Origin of the sequence: Methylobacterium sp. 391_Methyba4 (genome assembly GCF_029691625.1) — a bacterium.
Lineage (GTDB): Bacteria > Pseudomonadota > Alphaproteobacteria > Rhizobiales > Beijerinckiaceae > Methylobacterium > Methylobacterium fujisawaense.
This window is the reverse complement of the sequence record NZ_CP121475.1, coordinates 4,800,714-4,813,276: the sequence shown is the minus strand read 5'-3', so window position 1 is coordinate 4,813,276 and position 12,563 is coordinate 4,800,714. Positions and strand designations below refer to the sequence as shown.

At 70.4% G+C, this 12,563-nt stretch carries 10 protein-coding genes; 5 read left to right on the top strand and 5 right to left on the bottom strand.

The features are described from left to right. Positions 1-181 precede the first annotated feature (181 nt). Positions 182-961, top strand: coding sequence for a DUF1194 domain-containing protein (locus P9K36_RS22595; RefSeq protein WP_043385316.1), 780 nt, complete (start codon positions 182-184; stop codon positions 959-961). A gap of 152 nt (positions 962-1,113) precedes the next feature. Here the strand turns inward: P9K36_RS22595 and P9K36_RS22590 are convergent, their stop codons facing one another. The 5 genes from P9K36_RS22590 to ispG all read right to left on the bottom strand — a co-directional run bounded on the left by P9K36_RS22590 (position 1,114) and on the right by ispG (position 8,859). Further along, positions 1,114-1,497 carry a hypothetical protein gene (locus P9K36_RS22590; protein ID WP_043352202.1) on the bottom strand — a complete coding sequence of 128 codons (384 nt, stop codon included), beginning with the start codon at positions 1,495-1,497 and terminating at the stop codon, positions 1,114-1,116. 75 nt (positions 1,498-1,572) lie between these two features. Continuing rightward, positions 1,573-3,903, bottom strand: coding sequence for a xanthine dehydrogenase family protein molybdopterin-binding subunit (locus tag P9K36_RS22585; protein ID WP_278306029.1), 2,331 nt, complete (start codon positions 3,901-3,903; stop codon positions 1,573-1,575). Then, positions 3,900-4,379 carry a (2Fe-2S)-binding protein gene (locus tag P9K36_RS22580; RefSeq protein ID WP_043385201.1) on the bottom strand — a complete coding sequence of 160 codons (480 nt, stop codon included), beginning with the start codon at positions 4,377-4,379 and terminating at the stop codon, positions 3,900-3,902. The genes P9K36_RS22585 and P9K36_RS22580 overlap by 4 nt, the downstream gene beginning before the upstream one ends. Positions 4,380-5,088: 709 nt before the next feature. After that, on the bottom strand, positions 5,089-7,107 hold the full coding sequence (locus P9K36_RS22575; RefSeq protein WP_053609118.1) for a potassium transporter Kup: 2,019 nt from the start codon (positions 7,105-7,107) through the stop codon (positions 5,089-5,091). A gap of 429 nt (positions 7,108-7,536) precedes the next feature. Further along, positions 7,537-8,859, bottom strand: a complete 1,323-nt coding sequence (ispG, locus tag P9K36_RS22570) for a flavodoxin-dependent (E)-4-hydroxy-3-methylbut-2-enyl-diphosphate synthase (protein ID WP_170861860.1) — start codon at positions 8,857-8,859, stop codon at positions 7,537-7,539. Between the two features lie 382 nt (positions 8,860-9,241). Here ispG and P9K36_RS22565 point away from each other — a divergent pair, with 382 nt between their 5' ends. The 4 genes from P9K36_RS22565 (at position 9,242) to P9K36_RS22550 (ending at position 12,538) form a co-directional block, all read left to right on the top strand. After that, on the top strand, positions 9,242-10,366 hold the full coding sequence (locus P9K36_RS22565; protein ID WP_179697213.1) for a patatin-like phospholipase family protein: 1,125 nt from the start codon (positions 9,242-9,244) through the stop codon (positions 10,364-10,366). Between the two features lie 61 nt (positions 10,367-10,427). Further along, positions 10,428-10,982, top strand: a complete 555-nt coding sequence (locus tag P9K36_RS22560) for a glutathione peroxidase (protein ID WP_043347523.1) — start codon at positions 10,428-10,430, stop codon at positions 10,980-10,982. Positions 10,983-11,040: 58 nt separating this feature from the next. Further along, positions 11,041-11,676: a sigma-70 family RNA polymerase sigma factor gene (locus tag P9K36_RS22555; protein ID WP_043759186.1), complete on the top strand. Its 636-nt coding sequence runs from the start codon at positions 11,041-11,043 to the stop codon at positions 11,674-11,676. Between the two features lie 103 nt (positions 11,677-11,779). After that, on the top strand, positions 11,780-12,538 hold the full coding sequence (locus tag P9K36_RS22550) for an anti-sigma factor (protein ID WP_043385215.1): 759 nt from the start codon (positions 11,780-11,782) through the stop codon (positions 12,536-12,538). Positions 12,539-12,563: the final 25 nt, after the last annotated feature.

The window sequence follows — 12,563 nt, the reverse complement described above, 5'->3', positions numbered from 1 at the left end:
GCTTCGCGCCCGCACGACACCCTGCCGACGCGCATCCGGGCCTGCCCGCAGCGCGTCGGTCCGACGGGCGGGGCCGCGCGGCGGCCCCCCCGAAAGGCCGGTTTCGCATCCCGTCGAAACGTGGCCTAACGGATGCGCGACGGCCGCAGAGCCGCGCCTTCCGGGAGCGCCGAGGCCGATGATGCGGACGGGTTCGGGATGGATCCGCCGCGGCGCGCTGCGGGGCGCCGGCCTCCTGCTCCTCGGGCTGGCGCCCGCCAAGGCCGCACCCGAGAGCGTCGCCACCGCGCTGGTCGTCTCGGTGGACGTGTCGCAATCCGTCGACGAATCCCGCTTCCGGCTCCAGATGGAGGGCATCGCGGAGGCCTTGGAAGATCCGTCGGTGATCGGCGCGATCACCGGCAATCCGGGTGGGATCCTGTTCGCGATGGTGACCTGGGCGGACCGGGCGAACCTCGCGGTCGGCTGGCGGCGGATCGCCAACCGCGTCGATGCTGCGGCGACCGCCGCCCTCGTCCGGGCCACGCCCCGGCAGGCCGGCGAGTTCACCTGCCTCGGCCAGATGTTCCGCACGGTGACCGACGCCGTGCTCCCGACGCTCCCGATCCCGGCCGAGCGCGTGGTGGTCGACGTCTCCGGCGACGGGATCGACAATTGCACCGACGCCGACAGCCTCGCGGAGGCGCATGCGGCGCTGCTCGCCACCGGCGCGACGGTCAACGGCCTGCCGATCCTGGTGCCGGGCGAGAACGACGTGGTCGGGGCCGGGGCCTATCGGGCGCCGGGCTACGGCCTGCTCCCGACCCCGCTGCCGCAGGAACGCACGAGCCTGGAGCAATGGTACCGCGCCCACGTCATCGGCGGCCCGGGGGCGTTCCTGCTGGCGGCCGCCGGCTACGGCGATTTCTCGCGGGCGTTGCGGCGGAAGTTCGTGATCGAGATCAGCGCGCTGGGCCGGTGAGGGCGGCAAAGCCAGCCAGGGCTCACGTCGAACCCTTCCCCTCATCCTCAGGTGACCGCGCAGCGGGCCTCAGGATGAGAGAGGTGGCTTGGATCGATGCGGGAGCGGCCAGCCTCGCGCATCGAACCCGTCAGCCCGTTTTATGAAGTGCCTCAGGGTGTCTTCTTCAACTGCTGCTCGACGCGGGACAGGGCCGCCTCGCAGCCCTTGGCGTCACCCTTCGAGTCGGCCGTGCGCGCCTCCTCGAGGGCGACCTGCGCCTGCTGGGCGGCATCCGCCCCCTGGCCGGCCTGGGCCGACTTCTCCGGCGGCGCCTCGGGGGATTCCTTCGCCCGCTGACCCTCCGTGCCGGTGACCCCCTCGCCGCCGCGCTTGGCGGCATTGCCCTGGCCGCTGGTCGAGGCGGAGATCGACTGCCTCATCTCGGACTGAACCCGCTTGGAAACGCTGTCGATCCGGTCGCCGCAGGGCGAGGCGAGGGCCGGGGCTGCCGTCAGGATCAGGGTCAGGCAGGCCGTCAGGGCGGGACGCATCATCGGGTCGGGTACTTTCCAAAAGAATGGGGCCGCAGGTTCCCCCTGCGGCCCCAACGTCTCGCGACGGGTGACGGTTCAGGCGCTCAGCTGATCGCGGATCGGCAATTGCCGGACCCGGCGGCCGGTGGCCGCGAAGATCGCGTTGGCGATCGCCGGCGCCACCGGCGGCACGCCGGGCTCGCCGACGCCGCCGAGCGGCCCGTCCCAATTGCCGGTCGGCACGAGGTGCACGCGGACCACCTTCGGGGCGGCGTCGATCCGGAGGACCTCGTAGCCGTCGAAGTTGTTCTGCACCGCCCGGCCCTGCTTGAAGGTGATCTCGGAGGTCAGGGCGAGCCCCATCCCCATGACCACGGCGCCTTCCATCTGCGAGCGGATGCGCTCCGGGTTCACCTGCGGCCCGCAATCGACCGCGATGTCGATCGCCTTCACCTTCACCTGGCCCTTGTCGTCGACCTCCACCTCGGCCGCCACCGCCGTGTAGGTGACGAAGCTGTAGTGGCCGGCGATGCCGAGGCCGGTGCCCTTGGGCATCTGCCGCCCCCAGCCCGCGCCCTTGGCGGCCGCCTCGATCACGCCGCGCAGGCGGCCGGTCTCGATCGGGTAGCGCTTCGGGTCCTCGCCGTAGTTCCAGACGTCGCCGATCTCGGTCGGGCTGATCTTGCGATCGGGTCCGATGAGGTCGAGCAGGTACTCCTTCGGCTCGCGGCCGGCGGCGTGCGCCAGCTCCGAGACGAAGGACTGGATCGCGAAGGCGTGCGGGATGTTCGACACCGAGCGGAACCAGCCGATGCGGACATGGGCGGCAGCCTCGGGGTTCTCCAGCCGCATGTTCGGGATGTTCAGCGGCGTGTTGACCAGCCCCATCCCGAGCTCGAATGGCAGCTCGTGCTTCGGATCGGGCGCGAAGATCGAGCCGATCGTCGGCGCCACCGAGCGGTGCAGCCACGCCACCGGCATGCCCTTGTCGTCGAGGCCGGCCTCCAGATGCTCCACCGAGATCGTGTGGTAGAAGCCGTGGTGCAGGTCGTCCTCGCGGGTCCAGGCGAGCTTCACCGGGGCGCCGCCCACGGCCTGCGAGCAGAGCGCCGCCTCGACCACGTAGTCGGGCTTCGACTTGCGCCCGAACCCGCCGCCGAGCAGCGTCACGTTCACCTTGACCTTGTCGTCGGGCAGCTTGAGCGCCTTCATCAGGCGGTCGTTGGCCGCCTGCGGACCCTGCGTGCAGGCCCAGGCCTCGCAGAACCCGTCCTTCACGCGGGCCACCGCGGCCGGGGGCTCCATCGGCGCCTGGGCGAGGTGGGGCACGAAGTACTCGGCCTCGACCTTGGTCTTGGCCTTGGCGAGGGCGCCGTCGACGTCGCCCTGCGTGCGCACGACCTTGCCGGGCTTGCGGGCCGCGGCCTCCAGCTCCTTGCGGAACGCGTCCGTGTCGTAGCCGGCGTTCGGACCGTCGTCCCAGGTGATCTTGAGGGCGTCCCGGGCCTTCAGGGCCGCCCAGGTGTTCTTGGCCACCACGGCGACGCCGCCGAGCGGCATGAACTCGGACGGGATCGTGCCGCCGTCGATCTTGAAGATCTTCACGACGCCCGGGACCTTCTTGGCCTCGCTGTCGTCGAAGGACTTCACCGTGCCGCCATAGACGGCCGGGCGCGCGACGACCGCGTAGAGCATCCCGTCGAGCTTGGTGTCGAGGCCGTAGACGGCCTTGCCGGTGGTGATGTCGAAATTGTCGATCAGCCCGACCTTGCCGGTGCCGATGTAGCGGAAGTCCTTGGGGTCCTTCAGCTTGACGTCGGTGGGCACCGGCAGCTCGGCGGCGGCCTGGGCCACGGCCCCGTAGCCGAGGGTGCGGCCCGACTTGGCGTGGGTCAGGGTGTGGTTGACCGCCGTCACCTCGGAGGCCGGCACGCCCCATTGCTTGGCCGCGGCCTGGATCAGCATCAGCCGCGCGGCGGCGCCGGCGTGGCGGAAGTGCTGGAAGAAGTGGCGGGTCGAGCGCGAGCCGTCGGTGTCCTGGTTGCCGAAGCGGGTCTCGTCACCCCAGGCCTGGACCACCTTCACCTTCGACCAGTCGGCCTCCAGCTCGTCGGCGACCGTGAAGGCCACCGAGGTCCGGATGCCCTGGCCCATGTCGGAACGGTGGTTGGTCACCGTGACGGTGCCGTCCGGCGCGATGGCGACGAAGATCTTCGGATCGTCGCGCCAGCCGTGCGGCATGCCGTCGGCGCCGAATTTTTGGGCCTTCTGCTCGGCGGTCTGGGTCTCGTCGGCTCGCGCCGGACGCAGCGAGAGGGCCAGAACGAGAGCGCCGGCGCCGCCGAGGATCCCGCGGCGGCTGACATTGTCGAGGGCCGGCTTGGTGCCGGCGGCGAGCTGGGCGCTCATCTTCGCGTCGTGGATCACAGGCGCTCTCCCTTGGTGGCGGGCGCCGGCTGGCCGGCAGCCTGATGGATCGCGGCGCGGATGCGCGGGTAGGTGCCGCAGCGGCAGATGTTGCCGCTCATCGTGTCGTCGATGTCCTGATCGGACGGCTTCGGCGTGTCCTTCAGGAGCGCGGCGGCCTGCATGATCTGGCCGCACTGGCAGAAGCCGCACTGGGCGACGTTCTGGTCGCGCCACGCCACCTGCACCGGGTGGTTGCCGTCCGGCGACAGCCCCTCGATGGTGACGACCTCCTGGCCGGCGGCGGCCGAGACCGGGGTGATGCAGGCACGGGTCGCCGTCCCGCCGAGATGGATGGTGCAGGCCCCGCAGAGCGAGACGCCGCAGCCGAACTTCGTGCCGGTGAGCCCGAGTTCGTCCCGCAGGTACCACAGTAGCGGCATGTCGGGGTCGCCGTCGAAGCTGCGCGCAGCCCCGTTCACGGTGAGTTTGATCATCGTTGCGTCCTGTCTGGCGGCGCCGGAGCGGCGATCAGTCGGGTCTGAGCCGGGCCGGAGGCCAAGGCCGGATTTGCCAGCTAACGTTCACCGATGCGGCCGGGCCGCCGGGCTAACGCTCAAGCTCAGAATAATAAGTATTCTAAATCAGGCCTCGGGCCGGGCGCAACGCAGGGACGCGGCCGGTCATCCGCGAGTGGTTGCGCTCAGGACATGCCGCGTGCGGCGGCGCACATCGTCAGGGCATGCGATCACAGGCAGCATGCCTCACGCGGGGCACGACGTGATCCACGACCGCGCGCACCCGGTGCGCGTGGCGTGCCGGGTGGCTTCGCTCCGCTCGCACAGGGAGCGCAGGGCCCTCGCTCCTCGAGACCTTGTCCGCGCCGATCGGACGCGCGTGGCCGTTCTACGGAATAGGAGAGCCGGCCCATGCCCGAGCTTTGCCCCCACCCGGGTGCCGGTCTCGTGGGCCGCGCTGACCTTGAGGTCGATGCCGGTCCTCTGCATCGCTAAGTGGACGGCCCGCAGCGCATCGACGCCGGCCCCGAAATTCTCGCACGGCTCTTCGGGCCGGCCGATCGTGAAGCGGCAGATCCCGTGCCCGTCCGTGTCTTCCGGCGCTCGAGCCGGACCCGCGCCAGGAATGTCCGCCACCGGCCCGCGGATCGTCAGGATGCGCGTGCCGATGACCATGGCGGCGTGGTCCTCACACCGTGACCTGCGTGCCCACCTCTACGACCCGCCCGGTGGGGATCTGGAAGAAGTCCGTGGCGTCGTTCGCGTTCTTGGCGAGGGTGATGAAGATCCGGTCCTGCCAGAGCGGCATGCCCGAATGCGCCGCCGGCCGGATCGAGCGGCGCGACAGGAAGAACGACGTCGCCATGATGTCGAACTTGAAGCCCTGGCGGCGCAGCAGCACCAGCGTCTTCGGGATGTTCGGCGTCTCCATGTAGCCGAACTTCATCACGACCCGGTAGAAATGCGGGCCCACCGGCTCGATCCGCACCTTGTCGGCCTCGTTGGAGCGGGGCGTGTCCACCGTCTCGACGGTGAGGATCACGTTCTTCTCGTGCAGCACCTTGTTGTGCTTGAGGTTGTGCAGGAGCGCGGCCGGGGCGATCTCGGGATCGCTCGTCAGGAACACCGCGGTGCCGCGCACGTGGTGGGGCGGGCTCTTCTCCAGCATGCCGACCAGTTCCACCAGCGGCACGTCGGTCTTGCGGGTCTTGTTGAACAGGATCGTGACGCCCCGCACCCAGGTCCACATCAGGATGATGAGGCCGCCGGCGAGCAGCAGCGGCACGTAGCCCCCTTCCACCACCTTGATCAGGTTGGACAGCAGAAACAGGAACTCCAGGACGATGAAGGGCAGCATCACGGCGGCCGCCGCCACCGGCGACCATTTCCACATGCGCCACATCACCAGGAAGGTCAGCGAGGCGGTGAGCAGCATCGTGCCGGTCACCGCTATGCCGTAGGCCGAGGCCAGCGACGAGGAGGTCTTGAACAGCACCGCCAGCAGGACGACGCCCACCATCAGCAGCCCGTTGATCTGCGGCAGATAGATCTGCCCGGCATGCGACTCGGAGGTATGGCGGATCTCCAGTCGCGGCAGCAGGCCGAGCTGGATCGCCTGCCGGGATAACGAGAAGGCGCCGGTGATCACCGCCTGGCTCGCCACCACGGTGGCGATCGTGGCGAGGATCACCATCGGCAGCAGGCCCCAGGCCGGCACCAGCTGGAAGAACGGGTCGGCGGTGTCGGGCTTCTCCAGTACCAGGGCCGCCTGCCCGAGATAGTTGAGGGCGAGCGCCGGGAAGACGAGGCCGATCCAGGCCAGCTGGATCGGCTTGCGGCCGAAATGGCCGAGATCGGCAAACAGGGCCTCGGCCCCGGTCACCGCCAGGAACACCGCGCCCAAGGCCACCAGCGCCCCGGTGCCATGGCCGAGCAGGTAGTTCACGGCGTGCCAGGGATTGACGGCGCGGAACACCTCCGGGTGCAGGCCGATATGCGGCAGTGCCGCCAGCGCCATGGCGAGGAACCACACGATGGTCACCGGCCCGAAGAAGGCCGCAACCTTGCCGGTGCCGCGGTTCTGCACGAGGAACAGCGCGACGATGATCACCACGGTGATCGGCAGCACGTAATCGTCGAGGGCGGGGGTGACGAGCTTCAGGCCCTCCACCGCCGAGAGCACCGAGATCGCCGGGGTGATCACCGCGTCGCCGTAGAACAGCGAGGCGCCCATCAATCCCAGCATGAACACGATGCGCGAGCCGCCCAGCGCCTTCCGGGCGAGCGCCATCAGCGAGAGGATGCCGCCCTCGCCGTTGTTGTCCATGCGCAGCAGGATCGCGACGTATTTCACGGTCACGATCATGAACAGCGCCCAGAGGATCAGCGAGACGGTGCCGATCACCTCCTCGGGCAGCAGGATGCCGTCGGTGCGGGCGGGGACCAGCGCCTCGCGGAAGGCGTAGAGCGGGCTGGTGCCGATATCCCCGTAGACGACGCCGACGGAGCCGACGAGGAGCGTCCAGAAGCCGGCATGGCCGTGGCGCGTCTCCGCCTTCTCGGGGGCATCGAGGGTGCCGGAGGTCGCCGGCCCGTGCATGGGCGTCTGGCCGGCCGTCTCGTCGGACGCCGCGGCGGCCTCCCGCGCGGCGTCGGGCGCTGCGGGCGCGGGCTGGGCTGCTACGCCGGGTGCGAAGTTGTGGCTCATGGGGATGTCGGAAGCTCGGGCGTGGCCGGCGCTTCGCGGTTCGGCTCAGGGGCCAGTCGGGGCCGGGCAGAACACGCGAACACTCCGCCGAACCGTGCGGGCCGGCCACCGGGCCGACCGCTCGCGGGATCGTGTGGCCTTGCTATCATGCCCTCGTGCGGCCGGAAACCGTGTGCCTCTGCGAAGATCGCGGAGCTGGGTCTCGGTGCGATTCAGGTCCGAATGCGATGCGCCGGAGGCGCGACACGCTCGCGCGCCGGCCCGATGCGCCTCCGGATCAAGCGCCTGAACCGACGCGGGTTCTTGTTTCCGGGCCCGCCCATGGAGCCCCGGAATGCCGGTGCGGCGGGAGGTGTCCTCTCGGGCGAGGACAGACTTCACCGAGCCGCGACGGGAGCGGGCCGGGGGTGTTTACCCCCGCACCGCGCCTCACTCGGCGGCGGTGCGCGTCCCGCCCTGCTGACCGAATCGGCGCTGGATGTAGTCGATCACGATCGTCTCGAAATCCTTGGCCAGCGTCGGGCCGCGCAGGGTCATGGCCTTCTTGCCGTCGATGAAGACCGGCGCGGTCGGGGTCTCGCCGGTGCCGGGCAGCGAGATGCCGATATCGGCGTGCTTCGATTCGCCCGGGCCGTTCACGATGCAGCCCATCACGGCGACGTTCAGCCCCTCGACGCCCGGATAGGACTTCTTCCACTCCGGCATGGAGGTAACGATCCAGTTCTGGATGTCCCGGGCGAGTTCCTGGAAGGTGGTCGAGGTCGTGCGACCGCAGCCCGGGCAGGCCGCCACCATCGGCACGAAGGTGCGGAACCCCATCGTCTGCAGGAGTTCCTGGCTGGCCTTGACCTCGACGGTCCGGTCGCCGCCGGGCTCTGGGGTGAGCGAGTAGCGGATCGTGTCGCCGATGCCCTCCTGGAGGAGCACGCCGATGGCGGCGGAGGCGGCCACGAGGCCCTTCGAGCCCATGCCGGCCTCGGTGAGGCCGAGATGGATCGCGTAATCCGAACGGCGCGCCACCTCGCGGTAGACGGCGATCAGGTCCTGCACGGCCGAGACCTTGGCCGAGAGGATGATCTTGTTCTGCGGCAGGCCGAGTTCCACGGCGCGGTCGGCCGAGCTGATCGCCGAGCGGACCATCGCCTCGCGCATCACCGCCCGGGCATCGATCGGCCGCGGCGCCTTGGCGTTCTCGTCCATCAGGTGGGTGAGCAGCTCGCCGTCGAGCGAGCCCCAGTTGGCGCCGATCCGCACGGTCTTGTTGTGCTTGATCGCCTGCTCGATGATCGCCGAGAACTGGGTATCCTTCTTGTCCTTGAAGCCGACGTTCCCGGGATTGATCCGGTACTTGGCGAGCGCCTCGGCGCAGGCCGGGTGGTCGGCGAGCAGCTTGTGGCCGATGTAGTGGAAGTCGCCCACCAGCGGGACGTGGACGCCGATCCGGTCGAGGCGCTCGCGGATCTTCGGCACCGCCGCCGCCGCCTCGTCCCGGTCGACCGTGATGCGCACAAGCTCCGAGCCGACCCGGGCGAGCTGGGCGACCTGCGCCACCGTGGCGTCGATGTCGGCCGTGTCGGTGTTGGTCATCGACTGGACGACGATCGGCGCGCCGCCGCCGACCGTGACCGCGCCTTCGCCCTCGCCGACCGTCACGCCGACGGTGCGGTGGCGCGGCGCGGGGCCGGCGATTTCCGGGCCGCCACCGGCCAGCGGGTTGTCGGCGGCAGGGCTTTCGGAACGGGTGGCTTCCATGACTTCCATCGTGGACCTTCGCGGGCGCGCCTCACGGGACGCCGGAGCCTGAGGGCTGCCGGGTCTGTCCCGGGACACGCTTCGCCGGAACTTCGGGGCTGTCGCGGGTTAGCTGCGGACGACCCGGCGCCGCGTCAAGCCGGCGCCACGCAGGACAGCATCGCGCATGACAGCATCGCGGCTGTCATGTCGTATCCGGGCGCGGATGTCGAGTTTGCTGCACGTCCGCGCGGCGTTTGCCTTCGGCGGCATCGGGATTTCGTCCGCCTCTGTTGCCGATTCGCTCGGGTCGGCGGGGGCGCGGGCCGCGGGCCGCGGGCACGGCCGACGGTTGATGCTGCAATGCAGCATCCCATCTAAGCGGCCGGACCAGGAGGCCGACATGAGCGAGCAATCCGGCGGCGAGCCGCACAATCCGGCCACCGCCGTCCCCGAGTCACCCGTCTCGGACGTGATCGAGGCGCAGTCCGCCCAGGGGTCGGGCCACGTGCTGGCCGGGCCCAAGGCCGAGAAGCCGGTGGCCCTGGCGCTGCAGGGCGGCGGTGCGCACGGCGCCTTCACCTGGGGCGTCCTCGATGCGCTGATCGAAGATGGGCGTCTGGGCTTCGAGGCGGTCACGGGGGCGAGCGCGGGAGCGATGAATGCCGTCGTCCTCGTGGATGGCTGGCTCAAGGGCGGCCCGGACGGAGCCCGCGAGGGTCTGGAGCGGTTCTGGCGCGAGGTCAGCCTCGACGGCGACCTGGGCCCGGCCCAGCGCAACTTCGTCAGCGGCCTGTTCAGCCTGTGGAAGGGCAATCCGGTGGCCGAGTTCTGGGCCAAGATGCTGGCGCCGAGCCCCTACGTGTCGAACCCGCTCAACATCAACCCGCTGCGCAAGGCGCTGGCCGAGCAGGTCGATTTCGACCGCCTGCGCGAGGCCGACACGGCGGGCCTGTTCGTCTCGGCCACCAATGTCTGGACGGGCAAGCTCGCGGTCTTCGAGCGTGAGCGGCTGACCGTCGATCACCTGATGGCTTCGGCCTGCCTGCCCACCGTCTTCCAGGCGGTGGAGATCGACGGCGTGCCTTATTGGGACGGCGGCTATCTCGGCAATCCGCCGCTCTACCCCCTGCATCGCGGCGCCCAGACCCGCGACATCGTGCTCGTGCAGATCAACCCCGTGGAGCGGCGGGAGACCCCGCGCACGGAAGCCGAGATCCGCGACCGGCTGAACGAGATCACCTTCAACGCCAACCTGATGCGGGAATTGCGGGCGATCGACTTCCTCGACGGGCTGATCGAGGAAGGCGTTCTCGGTCAGGGCCAGTATCGCCGGGTCCTGGTGCACCGCATCGACGGGACCGACGCATTGGAGGACTACAACGCCGCCTCCAAGCTCGACGCCCGCTGGACCGTCTTCAAGCGCCTGCGCGACAAGGGCCGCGCCGCCGCGCAAGCCTGGCTCGCGGAGAATTATGACGCAGTCGGCCGAGACTGTACGGTCGACCTGCAGCAGGCATATCAATGAGGTGATCCCCCGTCCGACCTGGCCCGTTGCGGCCGCGGGACGTCCGAGCCGGAGACCTGCCATGACGCTGCTGCGCCGCGAGGCTCTCATCCTGATCGGTGCCGGCCTTGCCGGCACCGCCCGCGCCGCCGAGGCCATGCGGGCCACGGACTTCGCCTTCGAGACGCCCGAGGGCGCGCCGATGCCGCTCTCGGCCTATGCGGGAAAGCCGATCCTGGTGGTCAACACCGCCACGGCCTGCGGCTATGCCGGGCAACTCTCCGGGCTCCAGACGCTCTGGACGCGGTTCGGCGACCGGGGGCTCACGGTCCTGGGCGTGCCCTCGCCGGATTTCGGCAATCAGGAGCCGCTGGACGGCCCGGCCATCGCGGAGGCTGCCCGGAAGAATCACGGCGTCACCTTTCCGCTCACCGCCAAGACCCGGGTGAAGATGCCGGGCGCCCACCCGTTCTATCGCTGGGCAGCGGCCGAGCGCCCGGCCGAGACGCCGCGCTGGAATTTTCACAAGTACTTGATCGCCCGGGACGGCACCCTGGCGGCGGCCTTCGCCACGCAGGTCGAGCCGACGGATCCGCGGGTGATCTCGGGCATCGCGGCAGCCCTCGATCAGGCCTGACATCCGAGACCCGGCCGACAGGCGGGATTAAAAGGCCGCTGCCTCGCGTTCACATCCCATGGCATCGGACAAGAACACGCGCCCGGACCTCCTCGACCTGATGGTGCCCCTGCGGCGCTACGCGCGTTCGCTGACCCGCGACGCGTTGCGGGCCGACGATCTCGTGCACGATACCCTGGTGCGGGCGCTGGAGATGCAGGGCACGCTCCGGCCCAACACCAATCTGCGCACCTGGATGATGACGGTGCTGCACAACGCCTTCATCGACGAGCAGCGCCGCCGGCAGGTCGAGGCCCGTCACGCCGACACGCTGGTGCGGATGACCGAGGACATGGCCCCGCCGGCCCAGGAGGGGCAGGTGCGCCTCGCCCAGATTCGGCAGGCGTTCCTCAAGCTGCCGGAGGAGCAGCGCGCCGCGCTCCATCTCGTCACGCTGGAAGGCATGGCCTACGCCGATGCGGCCGCCGTGCTGGGCATTCCGATCGGCACATTGATGTCCCGTCTCGGCCGCGGCCGGGCGGCCCTGCGGGCTTTCGAAGAGGGGACGCGGGCCGACCGGGCCTCCGGCGAAGGGGAGCCGTCCCGGGCACCCGAGACGCGCCGCGGGCCACCCTCAACCCTCCGGCTCGTCGTGTCCGACGAGCCGAAAAGCGGGTCCAACTGGCACCTCCGACGCGCCGTCGGCGAGAGCTGAGGACCGCGCCGACACAGGTCCGGCGCCCGCGGGCGCCGGTGCCGATTGAACGATTGCGACCGGCGGATCGCCTCCGGGCACGCTGGATTCGAGGACTTTCACGATGATCGATCCGATCACAGACGACGATCTCATCGCCTTCGTCGACGGGCAGATCGACCCGATGCGCCGTCTCGACGTCGAGGCCCATCTCGCGGCCAACCCCGAGGCCGCGGCCCGGGTGATGGCCGAGATGCACGATCGCGACGCCCTGCGGGCCTGTTTCGAGCGCGTTCCCGGCCCCGGGCCGGACCGGAACGTCGTTCTGGCGCGTCGCTTCGACCGGAATTTGCGCTGGCGCCGGGTCGCCTCGCGCCTGAAGCGGGCCGCGGCCATCGCGGTGCTCGTGGGGGCGGGCTGGCTCGCCCATGACGAGATCGGCCGCTTCGGCGTTCCCGACACCCAGGCGGCGACGCCGGACCCGGCCCTGATCGCGGATGCGCGCCAGGCCCGAGTCGTCGCGCAGCTGCGCAAGAGCATGGGCGGCCAAGCCGACGATCCGGTCTACGACCGGCCGCGCCTGCGCTCGGCGACGGGCATCGATCTCCCGGCCCTGCCGGATGGCTGGCGCGTCCGTGACATCCAGGTCTTCCCCGCCCGGCACGGCACCGGGATCGAGGTCGCCCTGGAGGCCGGTCGGTTCGGCGAGGCGTCGCTGTTCGCCACCCGCGGCATCCGCGGCGGTCCGACGACGCTCACCGGCTCGGATGACGGCGACGTCGTGTCGTGGAATGCCGGCGACACGGCCTACGCCCTAAGCGGCCCGCGGGACGACACGGATCTCCGGCAGGCGGCGCGCCTCCTCGGCGCGGCGATCCGCTGACGGCGTCCCGGCGGCACCCGGCCGG

What these genes read in the sequence shown, in the direction of transcription:
- P9K36_RS22580 (WP_043385201.1), bottom strand. Translation starts at nt 4,379, where the DNA reads ATGATCAAACTCACCGTGAACGGGGCTGCGCGCAGCTTCGACGGCGAC.
- P9K36_RS22550 (WP_043385215.1), top strand. Translation starts at nt 11,780, where the DNA reads ATGATCGATCCGATCACAGACGACGATCTCATCGCCTTCGTCGACGGG.
- P9K36_RS22560 (WP_043347523.1), top strand. Translation starts at nt 10,428, where the DNA reads ATGACGCTGCTGCGCCGCGAGGCTCTCATCCTGATCGGTGCCGGCCTT.
- P9K36_RS22595 (WP_043385316.1), top strand. Translation starts at nt 182, where the DNA reads ATGCGGACGGGTTCGGGATGGATCCGCCGCGGCGCGCTGCGGGGCGCC.
- P9K36_RS22575 (WP_053609118.1), bottom strand. Translation starts at nt 7,107, where the DNA reads ATGAGCCACAACTTCGCACCCGGCGTAGCAGCCCAGCCCGCGCCCGCA.
- P9K36_RS22590 (WP_043352202.1), bottom strand. Translation starts at nt 1,497, where the DNA reads ATGATGCGTCCCGCCCTGACGGCCTGCCTGACCCTGATCCTGACGGCA.
- ispG (WP_170861860.1), bottom strand. Translation starts at nt 8,859, where the DNA reads ATGGAAGCCACCCGTTCCGAAAGCCCTGCCGCCGACAACCCGCTGGCC.
- P9K36_RS22555 (WP_043759186.1), top strand. Translation starts at nt 11,041, where the DNA reads ATGGCATCGGACAAGAACACGCGCCCGGACCTCCTCGACCTGATGGTG.
- P9K36_RS22565 (WP_179697213.1), top strand. Translation starts at nt 9,242, where the DNA reads ATGAGCGAGCAATCCGGCGGCGAGCCGCACAATCCGGCCACCGCCGTC.